This is a genomic window from Streptomyces sp. NPDC050164, assembly GCF_044459945.1.
Taxonomy (GTDB): Bacteria; Actinomycetota; Actinomycetes; order Streptomycetales; family Streptomycetaceae; genus Streptomyces; species Streptomyces coeruleorubidus_A.
In genome coordinates, this window is the sequence record NZ_JBITJK010000013.1 from 77,768 (window position 1) to 91,095 (window position 13,328).

At 70.8% G+C, this 13,328-nt stretch carries 9 protein-coding genes; 7 read left to right on the forward strand and 2 right to left on the reverse strand.

The features are described from left to right. The first annotated feature begins 39 nt into the window (after positions 1-39). Entirely contained in the window at positions 40-237 is a 198-nt protein-coding gene (locus ACIBNA_RS19515) for a DUF6191 domain-containing protein (protein ID WP_399166432.1), read from the forward strand. 7 nt (positions 238-244) lie between these two features. On the opposite strand, the gene ACIBNA_RS19520 is transcribed toward ACIBNA_RS19515, so the two are convergent. Together ACIBNA_RS19520 and ACIBNA_RS19525 are read right to left on the reverse strand one after the other, a co-directional pair. Continuing rightward, the gene (locus tag ACIBNA_RS19520; protein WP_399166433.1) at positions 245-1,417 is read right to left on the reverse strand and encodes a PQQ-dependent sugar dehydrogenase; all 1,173 of its coding nucleotides are present in this window, start codon (positions 1,415-1,417) and stop codon (positions 245-247) included. 666 nt (positions 1,418-2,083) lie between these two features. Then, positions 2,084-3,082 (reverse strand): aldo/keto reductase, encoded by a 999-nt coding sequence (locus ACIBNA_RS19525; protein WP_399166434.1) that lies wholly within the window; start codon positions 3,080-3,082, stop codon positions 2,084-2,086. Between the two features lie 77 nt (positions 3,083-3,159). On the opposite strand from ACIBNA_RS19525, the gene ACIBNA_RS19530 reads away from it, so the two are divergent. From ACIBNA_RS19530 to serA, 6 genes are all read left to right on the forward strand, one after another. Continuing rightward, complete coding sequence (locus ACIBNA_RS19530; RefSeq protein WP_399166435.1) at positions 3,160-4,110, forward strand: 2-hydroxyacid dehydrogenase; 951 nt, start codon at positions 3,160-3,162, stop codon at positions 4,108-4,110. A gap of 426 nt (positions 4,111-4,536) precedes the next feature. Continuing rightward, entirely contained in the window at positions 4,537-7,557 is a 3,021-nt protein-coding gene (locus ACIBNA_RS19535) for a putative bifunctional diguanylate cyclase/phosphodiesterase (RefSeq protein ID WP_399166436.1), read from the forward strand. A gap of 231 nt (positions 7,558-7,788) precedes the next feature. Beyond that, the gene (locus ACIBNA_RS19540) at positions 7,789-9,636 is read left to right on the forward strand and encodes an acetolactate synthase large subunit (RefSeq protein ID WP_399166437.1); all 1,848 of its coding nucleotides are present in this window, start codon (positions 7,789-7,791) and stop codon (positions 9,634-9,636) included. 21 nt (positions 9,637-9,657) lie between these two features. Then, positions 9,658-10,182, forward strand: a complete 525-nt coding sequence (ilvN, locus tag ACIBNA_RS19545) for an acetolactate synthase small subunit (protein ID WP_010048631.1) — start codon at positions 9,658-9,660, stop codon at positions 10,180-10,182. A 120-nt stretch (positions 10,183-10,302) separates the two neighbouring features. Further along, a complete protein-coding gene (gene ilvC, locus ACIBNA_RS19550) occupies positions 10,303-11,301 on the forward strand; it encodes a ketol-acid reductoisomerase (protein ID WP_274819886.1) in 999 nt (332 codons plus the stop codon). A gap of 430 nt (positions 11,302-11,731) precedes the next feature. Beyond that, on the forward strand, positions 11,732-13,321 hold the full coding sequence (serA, locus tag ACIBNA_RS19555; RefSeq protein ID WP_399166438.1) for a phosphoglycerate dehydrogenase: 1,590 nt from the start codon (positions 11,732-11,734) through the stop codon (positions 13,319-13,321). The last annotated feature ends 7 nt before the right edge of the window (positions 13,322-13,328 follow it).

The window sequence follows — 13,328 nt, forward strand, 5'->3', positions numbered from 1 at the left end:
GTAAAGGACGTCGGGGGAGTCGCGGCCCAGGGAGGCTTCGTGTTCAACATGTTCGAGGAACTGTTCTCACCCGGCCGCAAGCACACCCGCGACGAGCAGAACCGCCTGGAACTGACCCGCGAGGACGTCGGGGACGGCGATCCGGGACGCGGGCCGATAGACCTGTCGTCCGGGAAGGTCGTCGTACGCCCGCCGCAGGAGCCGGACGCCGAAGACCCCGAGGACACCGAGGACTGAGCCCGGGCTACGTCACCTGCAGTTCCAGGATCCGGTCGTCCCCGTCCTCCGGATTGCCCCGGCCGTCCGTGTTGCTGGTCACGAGCCACAGCCGGTCGCCGCCCGCCGGGACCACCGTGCGCAGCCGGCCGTACTCGCCCTCCAGGAACGCCTGCGGTTCTGCGGAGGCCTCCGTGCCGTTCAGCGGGATGCGCCACAGCCGCTTGCCGCGCAGGCCCGCCATCCAGATCGACCCCTCGGCGTAGGCGATGCCGCTGGGCGAGGCCTCGGCGGTGGTCCACTGGTCGATCGGGTTGTGGAACCCGGAGTCGTCGGACCTGCCCTCGGCCTCCGGCCAGCCGTAGTTGTCGCCCGGCTTGATCGCGTTGAGCTCGTCCCAGGTGTCCTGGCCGAACTCCGAGGCGAACAGGCGCTGCTTGCCGTCCCAGGCGAGGCCCTGCACATTGCGGTGGCCGTACGAGTACACGGGGGAATCGGGGAAGGGGTTGCCCGGCGCCGGTTCGCCCTCCGGTGTCAGGCGCAGGATCTTGCCGCCCACGGACTCCTTGTCCTGGGACAGGCCCGTGTCACCGCTCTCGCCCGTGCCGACGTACAGCATCTTGTCCGGGCCGAACTCGATCCGGCCGCCGTTGTGGACGAAGCCCTTGGGGATGCCCCTGAAGACCGTGTCCGGAGCGCCGAGCTGCTCGCCGGAGGGCTTCTTCTCGTCGTACAGCATGCGGACGATGCGGTTGTCGGAGGCCGAGGTGAAGTACGCGTAGACCATGTGGTCCGAGGCGTAGTCGGGGGACAGGGCGATGCCGAGCAGGCCGCCCTCGCCGGCGGCCGATACGCCCGGCACCTCGCCGAGCTCGGTCTTCTTCCCGGTCTTGTCGTCGACCCGGACGATCGTCCCGTCGTCCCGGGAGGAGACGAGCAGGCCGCCGCCGGGCAGCGGGGCGAGGCCCCAGGGGGAGTCCAGGCCCTCGGCGACGGTACGCACCACCTTCACCGAGCCCTTGGCGGGCGGTGTCTCCTCGGCGGCCTGCCCCGCCGACGGGGACGACCCCGGTGCCGTACGGCTCGGGGAAGCGCTCCCGTCCGGGTCGGTCGATCCTCCGCCGTCGGAGGAGCAGCCGGCCGTCAGCAGGAGCGCGGCGGCGGCCAACACGGCCGGCACGGCTCGACGTTGCACGATCATGGTCCCTTCGAGCGGCGGCGGGTTCTACCTGTCATACACCTCCCGCGCCTCCGAAGTTCCCGATCACCCAACCCCGACCAGCGAACGCGGCCCCCTCACGGCTTTTGCCCGGTTCCCTCCGCTCGCCGGGGCACGCCCCCTCCTCCGCGGTCTACCGTCGGCCGGCGGTGCGGGCTTCGGGGAGCCGGGGTGCCGCTGTGGTGCCAGTCCTTCGGCGGCTTGGATGCCGCCGGTGGCTGAGCCCGCCGTGGGTGATCGTGGGTCGGTTCCGGATCAGTCCCACGTCCCCTGGGCGGGTGGCAGTTCCGCCACCTTCAAGGGCTTTGCCTGGATCCCTCCGCGCGCCGGGGCGCGCCCGCCTCCTCCGCGGTCCGCCGTCGGCCGGCGGTGCGGGCTTCGGGGAGCCGGGGTGCCGCTGTGGTGCCAGTCTTCGGCAGCCCGGATGCCGCTGCGGCGTCAGTCCGTCGGTGGCTTGGATGCAGCCGGTGGCCGAGCCTGCCGCGCGTGATCGCGGGCAGGCTCTGGAGCAGTCCGCGACTCCTGGGCGGGTGGCAGTGCCGCCGCATGTAAGGGCCTTGCCCGGACCCCTCCCGCGGTGCCGGCCTTCGGCAGTCGGCTGCCGCCGGTGGCCGAGCCCGCCGCGCCTGACCGCGGGCCGGCTCCGGATCAGTCCCACGACCCCTGGGCGGGTGGCTGTTCCGCCACCTCTCGCAGGTCCTCGGTCGTCAGACGCAGCGTCGCCGCCGCCGCGTTCTCCGTGACCCAGCGCTCCTGCTTGGTGCCGGGGACCGGGACCACGTGCCGGCCCTGGGCGAGAACCCAGGCGAGGGCGACCTGGGCCGGGGCGACGTGTTCGCCGTGGCGGCGGGCCACGCGGCGCAGGCCCGCGACGATCGGCTGGTTCGCGGCCATCATCTCGGCCGTGAAGCGGGGGTGCCGGGCCCGGACGTCGTCCGCCTCGAAGCCCGCGCCGGGCCGCAGCCTGCCGGTCAGGAAGCCGTTGCCGAGCGGCATCGCCGCCAGGAAGCCGACGCCCCGCGTCTCGCACCACGGCAGCAGCGTCTCCAGCGCCTCCGGCGACCACACCGACAGCTCCGCCTCCACCGCGCTCACGGGGAACACCTGCTGCACCCGTTCCAGCTGCCGGATCGTCGCGTCGTGCAGCCGGGCCCCGGAGCGGCGGCCGGCCCGCGCGCCCACCGCGCACAGGCCCAACGCCCTTACCTTCCCGGCCTGGACGAGCTCCGCCATCGCGCCCCACGTCTCCTCGACGGGGACTTCCGGGTCGGCCCGGTGCAGCTGGTAGAGGTCTATGACGTCCGTCTGCAGGCGCCGCAGCGACGCGTCGCAGGCACGTTTCACATACCCCGGGCGGCCGTTGGCGACGATGTGCTGGTCGCCCACGAGCAGACCGACCTTCGTCGACACGAACGCGTCCGACCGCCGCTCCTTCAACGCCCGCCCCACCAGCAGTTCGTTGGTGAAGGGGCCGTACATGTCGGCCGTGTCCAGCAAGGACGACCCGAGGTCCAGCGCCCGGTGCACCGCCCTGAGCGACTCGTCGCCACGCTGCCGCGACGCGCTGTACGCCCAGCTCATCGGCATGCACCCGAGTCCGACGGCCCCCACCGCGAGCGCCGCCGCGCCGATCGTCCTGCGCTCCACCTGGTCGTGACCCTCCCTGTTCCGGCCACCCCAACCTAACCTCTGCCGTCGCACCCTCCTGACATAGCCTCCAGAGCATGACTGCTGACGTGTGGCTGCCCATCCCGCCGGACGAGATCGAGGGACTCCCCGAGGGCCCCGCCTACCGCTTCTGGAACGGCGAGGAGGACTTCCCCGCGGACCCGGCGGACTGCGCCTTCTACGCCGTCCCCTACATGAAGCCCAGCCCTCTGTGCGTGCGTCCCCTGCCGGAGATGAGCCACGTGGAGGTCGTACAGACCCTCTCCGCCGGCATCGACCACGTGGAGCCGGGGCTGGGGCACCTGCGTCCGGGCGTGCGGCTGTGCAACGCGCGCGGGGTGCACGAGGCCAGCACCGGAGAGCTCACCCTGGCGCTGATCCTGGCCTCGCTGCGCGGTGTCCCCGACTTCGTCCGCGCGCAGGACCGGGGGGAGTGGCTCGCCGGGTTCCGGCCCGCGCTCGCCGACAAGAACGTCCTCATCGTCGGATACGGATCGATCGGCGCCGCCATCGAGGACCGGCTCGTTCCGTTCGAGGTGGCGCGGGTGGCGCGCGTCGCGCGCTCCGAGCGCACCACGGCGCGCGGGCCGGTGCATCCGCTCACCGAACTCCCCGCGCTGCTCCCGGAAGCGGACGTGGTCATCCTGTCCACGCCGCTCACCGAAACCACCCGTGGCCTGGCCGGGGCCGACTTCCTGTCCCGGATGAAGGACGGCGCGCTCCTCGTCAACGTCGCCCGCGGCCCCGTCGTCGACACCAAAGCGCTGCTCGCCGAGCTGGAGAGCGGCCGCATCACCGCCGCCCTCGACGTCACCGATCCCGAGCCCCTGCCGCGCGAACACCCCCTGTGGCGTACGCCGGGGGTACTCATCAGCCCGCACGTCGGCGGACCCACCTCCGCGTTCCTGCCGCGCGCCAAGCGGCTCCTGGCGGACCAGTTGAACCGTTATGTGAACCGGGAGCCGCTGCGCAACGTGATCCTTACGACGGGTGCCTCAACCGGCTGATCCGAACTTCGGGTACCGTCCGCAATCCCTCGGGTGCGGTGGGTACTCATATACCTGTTGATCGTCACGGAGAGTAGAGAACCTATGTCCCTGAGTGACGAGACTGGTGTATCGTCCCGACAGGGGCTGCGCCGGGGACAGTTCGGCGCCGGGGACGGACACATCAGGACTGTGAGGGGGGCGACAGGCGATGCACGGCCTATGGACGAGCGATCCGACGGGGCGGGGCTGCCGGCGGCGACCCTGGCGGACGGCCGCGAGTAGACGCGGTCACCACGCCGATCACGGCGGGCAGCACACCCACCACAGCGACCACCACGCCGACCACAGCCATCACCACCGCAGGCCAGGCAGCCGTAGAAGGCATGCCCAGCCGACGCACCGGGGCCCGCGGGACCCGGGAGCGGCACGGACCGGGAGGGTCCGGTGAGCGCGCCGCCGACCCCCACACCCACGCTCGACGGAGCGCTGCGGGCACAGCCTCCGTCCCCCGGGGCGCTGCTGCCCCGCACGCCAACCCCCGGCCCTCGGCCGCGCCTGGCCCTCCGACTCGTCCTCGCCCTGGTCTGCGCGGGATACGCCGTCGGTTGCGCGTTCGACTGGGGTTCGAACGAAATGGCCCTGATCATGGGCGACTTCGGGCTGAGCGCCGCCGCCGGCGCCGCCGCCGTGTCCTGCGTCCTCTACGCCCGCAACCGCTGCACCCGCTTTCGACCCGCCTGGTTGCTGTTCGGCCTCTCCTCGGCGATGGCGGCCCTGGGCAACCTGGTCTGGGGGTGGTACGAGGTCGTCCTCGGACAGCCCGTCCCCAGCCCCTCGTACGCCGACCTCTTCTTCCTGTGCTTCGCGCCGCCCGCCATCGTGGGACTGCTGGTCCTCGCCAAGCGGCCCGTGAGCAAGGCCGGCTGGGTCTGCCTCGCGCTCGACGCCTGGCTGATCGGAGGCTCGCTGCTCACCCTGGCGTGGAGCCTCGCGCTCGCCCAGGCCGCGAAGACGGAAGGGCCGGGCGTGGCACATACGGCGCTGTCGCTGGCGTATCCGCTGCTCGACATCGCGCTGATCAGCATGGTGTTCGCGCTGCACTTCCGGCGCTCGGCGGTGAACCGCACAGCGATCAACACCGCGATCAGCGGCCTGGCGCTGACCCTGATGTGCGACGCCCTGTTCACCTCGCCGCTGATGCACGACAGCTACCGCTCCGGCCATCTCCTCGATGCCGGCTGGTTCGCCGGCTCGCTGCTCCTGGCGTATGCCCCGTGGGCCGCGCCCAGCACGCCGGACATCGACCGGCACGGCCCGGACCGGCAGAGCACGGCGGGGCATGCGCGCGTGGTCCACGAGCACGTGCCCGGGCAGCGCAGCGGACCGCACCACCACCTGCCCCTCCCCGGAGGCGAGCTCGGCCGGTACCCGGCCGCCCGGCCCATCGCCGGTTCCCTCGCCGCCCTCACGCCGTATCTCGCGGCGGCCGTGTGCACCCTGGGGATCCTCTACAACGTCCTGAACGGCCGCAGCGTCGACCGCGTGGTGCTGATCACCGGCGGCACGGTGGTGCTCGCGCTCGTCGTGCGGCAGGGCATCATGCTGCTCGACAACGCCACCCTCACCCAGGAACTGGCGCAGAAGGAGAACCACTTCCGCTCCCTGGTGCAGGGCTCCAGCGACGTCATCATGATCGCCGCGCCCAGCGGCATCCTCCGGTACGTATCCCCGGCCGCCGCCGGTGTCTACGGCCGCCCCGCGGAGGAGCTCGTGGGGACGGAACTGGCCAACCTCATCCACCCGGAGGACCTGGGCTGCGTCGTCTACGAGGTGCGCCGTTTCCTCGCCGCCGACCCGGTTGAGGAACCCACCACACGCATCGAGTGCCGCTTCCGGTCGGGTGACGGCGGCTGGCTGAACGTCGAGTCGACCGTCAACCGTCACCACGGCGGCCTCATCCTCAACAGCCGGGACGTGACCGAAAGAGTGCGGCTGCAGGCGCAGCTCCAGCACAACGCCGAGCACGACCCGCTGACTGACCTGCCCAACCGCGCCCTGTTCACCAGGCGCGTGCAGCAGGCGCTGTCCGGCCGTCGCGCCTCCGACCGGGGCGTTGCCCTGCGCAACACGGCCGTCCTCTTCATCGACCTCGACGGCTTCAAGGCCGTCAACGACACCATCGGGCACCAGGCCGGGGACGAGCTGCTCATCCAGGCCGCCCGCCGGCTCCAGGACTCCGTCCGGCAGGGAGACACCGCCTCCCGGCTGGGCGGGGACGAGTTCGCGGCCCTGATCGTCGGGGACAACACCCGCGACCGGGAGGCCCGGCAGCGGCACATCCTGGAGCTCGCCGACCGCCTCAGGACGACGCTGTCCCAGCCGTACGTCATCGACGGCAACGATGTCCGGGTCAACGCCTCCATCGGCGTTGCCTTCGCGGAAGCGGGCCTCGGCGCGGGCGAGCTGCTGCGCAACGCCGACCTGGCGATGTACCGGGCCAAGGCCGGCGGCAAGGGCCGCGTCGAGCTGTACAAGCCGCAGATGCAGCAGGACGTCGTGCGGAAGGCGGAGCTGGCCACGCGCCTGCGGGCCGCGCTGCACGACGGCGAGTTCGCCCTGCTGCACCAGCCGGTGGTCCGTCTGGAGGACGGCCGGATCTCATCGGTGTCCGCACAGGCGCGCTGGCGCTCCTCCCAGGGGGTGCTGTTCACCCCGGCGGAGTTCCTGCGCGTGGCCGAGGACAGTGACAAGACCGCCGAGCTGGGCCGGTGGATGATCGAGGAGGCCGTCGAGCAGGCCGCCGAGCGGCACGGGACCGGGCTGTCCGCGCCGGTCGTGGTCCGGATGAGCGCCCGCCGGCTGCTGGACCGGTCGATGCCGCTCGGCACGATCGAGGCGCTGCTCACGCGGCACGGATTGCCGTCCGGGTCGCTGATCATCGAGCTGTCCGACGCCGACCCCAGGGCCGGCCTGGACGAGCTGGAGCGGCGGCTCGGTGCCCTCAGGCGGGTCGGTGTCCGGATCGCGCTCGACGGGTTCGGCAGTGGCTACGGGGCGATCACGGCCCTCAGGCGGCTGCCCGTCGACGTGCTGAAGCTCGACCGCAGTCTGGTCGAGGGCGTCGTGGAGTCCGCGCGCCTGCACAAGATCACCAGTGGGCTGCTGCGCATCGCCGGCGACCTCGGGCTGAAGTCCGTGGCCGACGGGGTGGATCTGCCCGAGCAGGTCGTCGCCCTGCGCGCGATGGGCTGTACGCATGGGCAGGGCATGGCGTTCTCCGGGCCGCTCGACGAGTATCGGCTGCGCCGGGCGCTCGCCTCCGGCCACTATCCGGTGCCGCACGGACCGGCCGAACCGGCGTTCGCGGGCGGCGCCCCGCGGGTGTACAGCTCGGGTGTGTCCGCCGTCATCGGAGGCGGTACGGCCCTCCGCTCACATAATGAGACTCCCGTCCCACCCACTTGACAGTGAGTGCGTGCCGGGGAGAGGGTCTGTGCCATGCGCACCCGAATTCTCGTACTTGGAAAGCGCGTCGGCTGACGCTGAGCCTCGACCGCTCAGCGACCCCACCCGGCGCGCTCCCCTCGCTTGCCTTATGGCACGAGGGGTTTTTTGTTGCACGGGCGCCTTCCGTGCAGCAGTCGAAAACCGCACAAACTTCGCAAAAAACCCTCAGCATCTGAGAAGAGAATGCCGATGACCGAGCAGGCCACCGGGGCCCATCACCCGCAGCCCCGGCCCCGATCCGGAGGACAGCACTCCGCCCCCGAGCAGGTGACGGGCGCGCAGTCCCTCATCCGCTCCCTCGAGGAGGTCGGCGCCGACACGGTATTCGGCATTCCCGGTGGTTGCATCCTTCCGGCGTACGACCCGCTGATGGACTCCACCCGCGTGCGTCACGTCCTGGTGCGCCACGAGCAGGGCGCCGGTCACGCGGCCGAGGGGTACGCGCTGGCCACCGGCAAGGTCGGCGTCTGCATGGCGACCTCGGGCCCCGGCGCGACCAACCTCGTCACGCCGATCGCCGACGCGCACATGGACTCGGTGCCGATGGTCGCGATCACTGGACAGGTGCCCTCCAAGGCGATCGGCACGGACGCCTTCCAGGAGGCGGACATCGTCGGCATCACCATGCCGATCACCAAGCACAACTTCCTCGTCACCAAGGCCGATGACATCCCGCGGGTGATCGCGCAGGCGTTCCACATCGCCTCCACCGGCCGTCCCGGCCCGGTCCTGGTCGACATCGCCAAGGACGCCCTCCAGGCGAAGACGACCTTCTCCTGGCCGCCGGCCATGGACCTGCCCGGCTACCGCCCGGTGACCAAGCCGCACGCCAAGCAGATCCGCGAGGCCGCCAAGCTGATCACCCAGGCCCGCCGGCCGGTGCTGTATGTCGGCGGCGGCGTGATCAAGGCCCAGGCCACCGCCGAGCTGAAGGTCCTCGCCGAGCTCACCGGCGCGCCCGTCACCACCACCCTGATGGCGCTCGGCGCGTTCCCCGACAACCACCCGCAGCACCTGGGTATGCCCGGCATGCACGGCTCGGTGGCCGCCGTCACCGCCCTGCAGAAGGCCGACCTGATCGTCGCCCTCGGCGCCCGCTTCGACGACCGCGTCACCGGCAAGCTGGACAGCTTCGCGCCCTTGGCCAAGATCGTCCACGCGGACATCGACCCGGCCGAGATCGGCAAGAACCGCGCCGCCGACGTGCCGATCGTCGGTGACGCCCGCGAGGTCATCGCCGACCTGGTCCAGGCCGTGCAGAAGGAGCACAGCGAGGGCCACCAGGGCGACTACAGCATGTGGTGGAACGACCTGAACCGCTGGCGCGAGACCTACCCGCTCGGCTACGACCAGCCCGGCGACGGCTCGCTCTCCCCGCAGCAGGTCATCGAGCGCATCGGACAGCTCGCCCCCGAGGGCACGATCTTCACGGCGGGCGTCGGCCAGCACCAGATGTGGGCCGCGCACTACATCGAGTACGACAAGCCGGGCACCTGGCTGAACTCCGGCGGCGCCGGAACCATGGGCTACGCCGTCCCGGCCGCCATGGGCGCCAAGGCCGGCGCGCCGGACAAGGCGGTCTGGGCGATCGACGGCGACGGCTGCTTCCAGATGACCAACCAGGAGCTCGCCACCTGCGCCCTGAACAACATCCCGATCAAGGTCGCCGTCATCAACAACGGCGCCCTCGGGATGGTCCGCCAGTGGCAGACCCTCTTCTACAACCAGCGGTACTCCAACACCGTGCTGCACTCCGGCCCGGACGACGTGAACCCTCAGGCGCGCGGCACCCGGGTCCCCGACTTCGTGAAGCTGTCGGAGGCCATGGGCTGCTACGCCATCCGCTGCGAGTCCCCGGACGACCTCGACAAGGTCATCGAAGAGGCGAACTCCGTCAACGACCGCCCGGTCGTCGTCGACTTCATCGTCCACGAGGACGCGATGGTCTGGCCGATGGTCGCCGCAGGCACCTCCAACGACGAGATCATGGCCGCCCGGGACGTCCGCCCCGACTTCGGCGACAATGAAGACGACTGAGCGAGAGAGACCGAAGAGATCATGTCCAAGCACACGCTCTCCGTCCTGGTGGAGAACACTCCCGGCATCCTCGCCCGGATCGCCGCGCTGTTCTCCCGCCGCGGCTTCAACATCGACTCGCTCGCCGTCGGTGTCACCGAGCACCCCGACATCTCCCGGATCACCATCGTCGTGGGGGTGGAGGACCTGCCGCTGGAGCAGGTGACCAAGCAGCTCAACAAGCTCGTCAACGTGCTCAAGATCGTCGAGCTGGAGCCGTCGCAGGCGGTGCAGCGCGAACTCGTCCTGGTGAAGGTGCGCGCCGACAACGAGACGCGCTCCCAGATCGTCGAGATCGTCCAGCTGTTCCGCGCCAAGACCGTCGACGTCTCCCCGGAGGCCGTCACCATCGAGGCCACCGGCTCCGGCGAGAAGCTGTCCGCCATGCTCAAGATGCTGGAGCCGTACGGCATCAAGGAGCTCGTCCAGTCCGGCACGATCGCGATCGGCCGCGGTGCCCGCTCCATCACGGACCGGTCGCTGCGCGCCCTGGACCGGTCGGCGTAAGACGGGAACGGGCGGTCGGCGCGCCGTCGGCCGCCCGTATTCCGAGACCCTCAGACTTCCCTTCCGCCCCCCGTCATACGGTGGGACGCAACACCTGCACTCCCGAGGAGAGAACCCAAAGTGGCCGAGCTGTTCTACGACGCCGACGCCGACCTGTCCATCATCCAGGGCCGCAAGGTCGCGGTCATCGGTTACGGCAGCCAGGGCCACGCCCACGCGCTGTCGCTCCGTGACTCGGGTGTCGACGTGCGCGTCGGTCTGCACGAGGGCTCCAAGTCCAAGGCCAAGGCCGAGGAGCAGGGCCTGCGCGTGGTGACGCCGTCGGAGGCCGCCGCCGAGGCCGACGTCATCATGATCCTCGTCCCGGACCCGATCCAGGCCCAGGTCTACGAGGAGCACATCGCCCCCAACCTGAAGGACGGCGACGCGCTGTTCTTCGGCCACGGCCTGAACATCCGCTACGGCTTCATCAAGCCCCCGGCCGGCGTGGACGTCTGCATGGTCGCCCCGAAGGGCCCGGGCCACCTGGTGCGCCGCCAGTACGAGGAGGGCCGCGGCGTTCCCTGCATCGCCGCCGTCGAGCAGGACGCGACCGGCAACGCCTTCGCACTGGCCCTGTCGTACGCCAAGGGCATCGGCGGCACCCGCGCCGGCGTCATCAAGACGACCTTCACCGAGGAGACCGAGACCGACCTGTTCGGTGAGCAGGCCGTCCTCTGCGGTGGTACGGCCGCGCTGGTCAAGGCGGGCTTCGAGACGCTGACCGAGGCCGGCTACCAGCCGGAGATCGCCTACTTCGAGTGCCTTCACGAGCTGAAGCTGATCGTGGACCTCATGTACGAGGGCGGCCTGGAGAAGATGCGCTGGTCGATCTCCGAGACCGCCGAGTGGGGCGACTACGTCACCGGCCCGCGCATCATCACGGACGCCACCAAGGCCGAGATGAAGAAGGTCCTCGCCGAGATCCAGGACGGCTCCTTCGCGAGGCAGTGGATGGACGAGTACCACGGCGGTCTGAAGAAGTACAACGAGTACAAGAAGCAGGACTCCGAGCACCTGCTGGAGACCACCGGCAAGGAGCTGCGCAAGCTCATGAGCTGGGTCGACGAGGAGGCGTAAGCCTCATGGCCGGGGGCCGGAGCGACAGGCTCCGGCCCCTTCGGCCAACCCGGGGTAACGTCGGAGGTACGGCGTTGTCCATCCCGTCCGGCCACGGACGGGTGATCCTTCCGCAGCGGCGCAAGACGACGCCCTGGGCGCCACTAGACTGCTGCACTACATACGCGTCAGGCCCACAGCGTCGTGCGTCTTCCACGCGGCCAAGCGACACCGGAGAAGTGCAGGCACGTTCCCACGCCGCCCGGCACGCACTCTCGCCGCACCGGCCGAAGGCCCTGGTAGCTCCGCTACGAGAACCTCCGGCCGACACGCCGAGAGCACGCACCGAACGACGCGGGAACGCACCCGCACTTCTCCGGCGCCGCTCCCCCCTCCACCGCCTGCGGCCGTCGGGACGGCCGTCCGCAGCATTGGACTTGTGAGGACTCACGTGAGCTCGAAACCAGTCGTACTCATCGCTGAAGAGCTGTCGCCTGCCACCGTCGACGCGCTGGGCCCGGACTTCGAGATCCGGCAGTGCAACGGCGCGGACCGGGCGGAGCTGCTCCCGGCCATCGCCGAGGTGGACGCGATCCTGATCCGTTCGGCCACCAAGGTCGACGCCGAGGCGATCGCCGCCGCGAACAAGCTCAAGGTCGTCGCGCGAGCCGGCGTCGGCCTGGACAACGTGGACGTCTCCGCCGCCACCAAGGCCGGCGTGATGGTCGTCAACGCCCCCACCTCGAACATCGTGACCGCCGCCGAACTCGCCTGCGGTCTCCTCCTCGCCACCGCCCGCAACATCCCGCAGGCCAACGCCGCGCTGAAGAACGGCGAGTGGAAGCGCAGCAAGTACACGGGCGTGGAGCTGGCCGAGAAGACCCTCGGCGTCGTCGGCCTCGGCCGCATCGGCGCGCTCGTCGCGCAGCGCATGTCCGCCTTCGGCATGAAGGTCGTCGCCTACGACCCCTACGTGCAGCCCGCGCGCGCCGCGCAGATGGGCGTGAAGGTGCTGTCGCTGGACGAGCTGCTCGAGGTCTCCGACTTCATCACCGTCCACCTGCCCAAGACCCCCGAGACGCTCGGCCTGATCGGCGACGAGGCGCTGCGCAAGGTCAAGCCGAGCGTGCGCATCGTCAACGCCGCGCGCGGCGGGATCGTCGACGAGGAGGCGCTGTACTCCGCCCTCAAGGAGGGCCGGGTCGCCGGTGCCGGTCTCGACGTGTACGCAAAGGAGCCGTGCACCGACTCGCCGCTCTTCGAGTTCGACCAGGTCGTCGCCACCCCGCACCTCGGTGCCTCCACCGACGAGGCGCAGGAGAAGGCCGGTATCGCCGTCGCCCGTTCCGTGCGTCTGGCGCTCGCCGGTGAGCTCGTGCCGGACGCGGTGAACGTCCAGGGCGGCGTCATCGCCGAGGACGTCAAGCCGGGCCTGCCGCTCGCCGAGCGCCTGGGCCGGATCTTCACCGCGCTCGCCGGTGAGGTCGCGGTCCGCCTCGACGTCGAGGTGTACGGCGAGATCACCCAGCACGACGTGAAGGTGCTGGAGCTGTCCGCCCTCAAGGGTGTCTTCGAGGACGTCGTCGACGAGACGGTGTCCTACGTCAACGCCCCGCTGTTCGCCCAGGAGCGCGGCGTCGAGGTGCGGCTGACCACCAGCTCGGAGGCGACCGAGCACCGCAACGTCGTCACCGTGCGCGGCACCCTCGCCGACGGCGAGGAGGTGTCGGTCTCCGGCACGCTGGCCGGCCCCAAGAACCTCCAGAAGATCGTCGCCGTCGGCGACTACGACGTCGACCTCGCGCTCGCCGAGCACATGGTGGTGCTGAAGTACGAGGACCGGCCGGGTGTCGTCGGCACGGTGGGCCGCATCCTCGGCGAGGCGAGCATCAACATCGCCGGCATGCAGGTGTCGCGGAGCGTGGCCGGCGGCGAGGCGCTGGCGGTGCTGACCGTGGACGACACGGTGACCTCCGGCGTGCTGGCCGAGGTCGCGGCGGAGATCGGTGCGACGTCGGCTCGTTCGGTGAACCTGGTCTGAGATTGCC

What these genes read in the sequence shown, in the direction of transcription:
- ACIBNA_RS19540 (WP_399166437.1), top strand. Translation starts at nt 7,789, where the DNA reads ATGACCGAGCAGGCCACCGGGGCCCATCACCCGCAGCCCCGGCCCCGA.
- ilvN (WP_010048631.1), top strand. Translation starts at nt 9,658, where the DNA reads ATGTCCAAGCACACGCTCTCCGTCCTGGTGGAGAACACTCCCGGCATC.
- ACIBNA_RS19520 (WP_399166433.1), bottom strand. Translation starts at nt 1,417, where the DNA reads ATGATCGTGCAACGTCGAGCCGTGCCGGCCGTGTTGGCCGCCGCCGCG.
- ACIBNA_RS19530 (WP_399166435.1), top strand. Translation starts at nt 3,160, where the DNA reads ATGACTGCTGACGTGTGGCTGCCCATCCCGCCGGACGAGATCGAGGGA.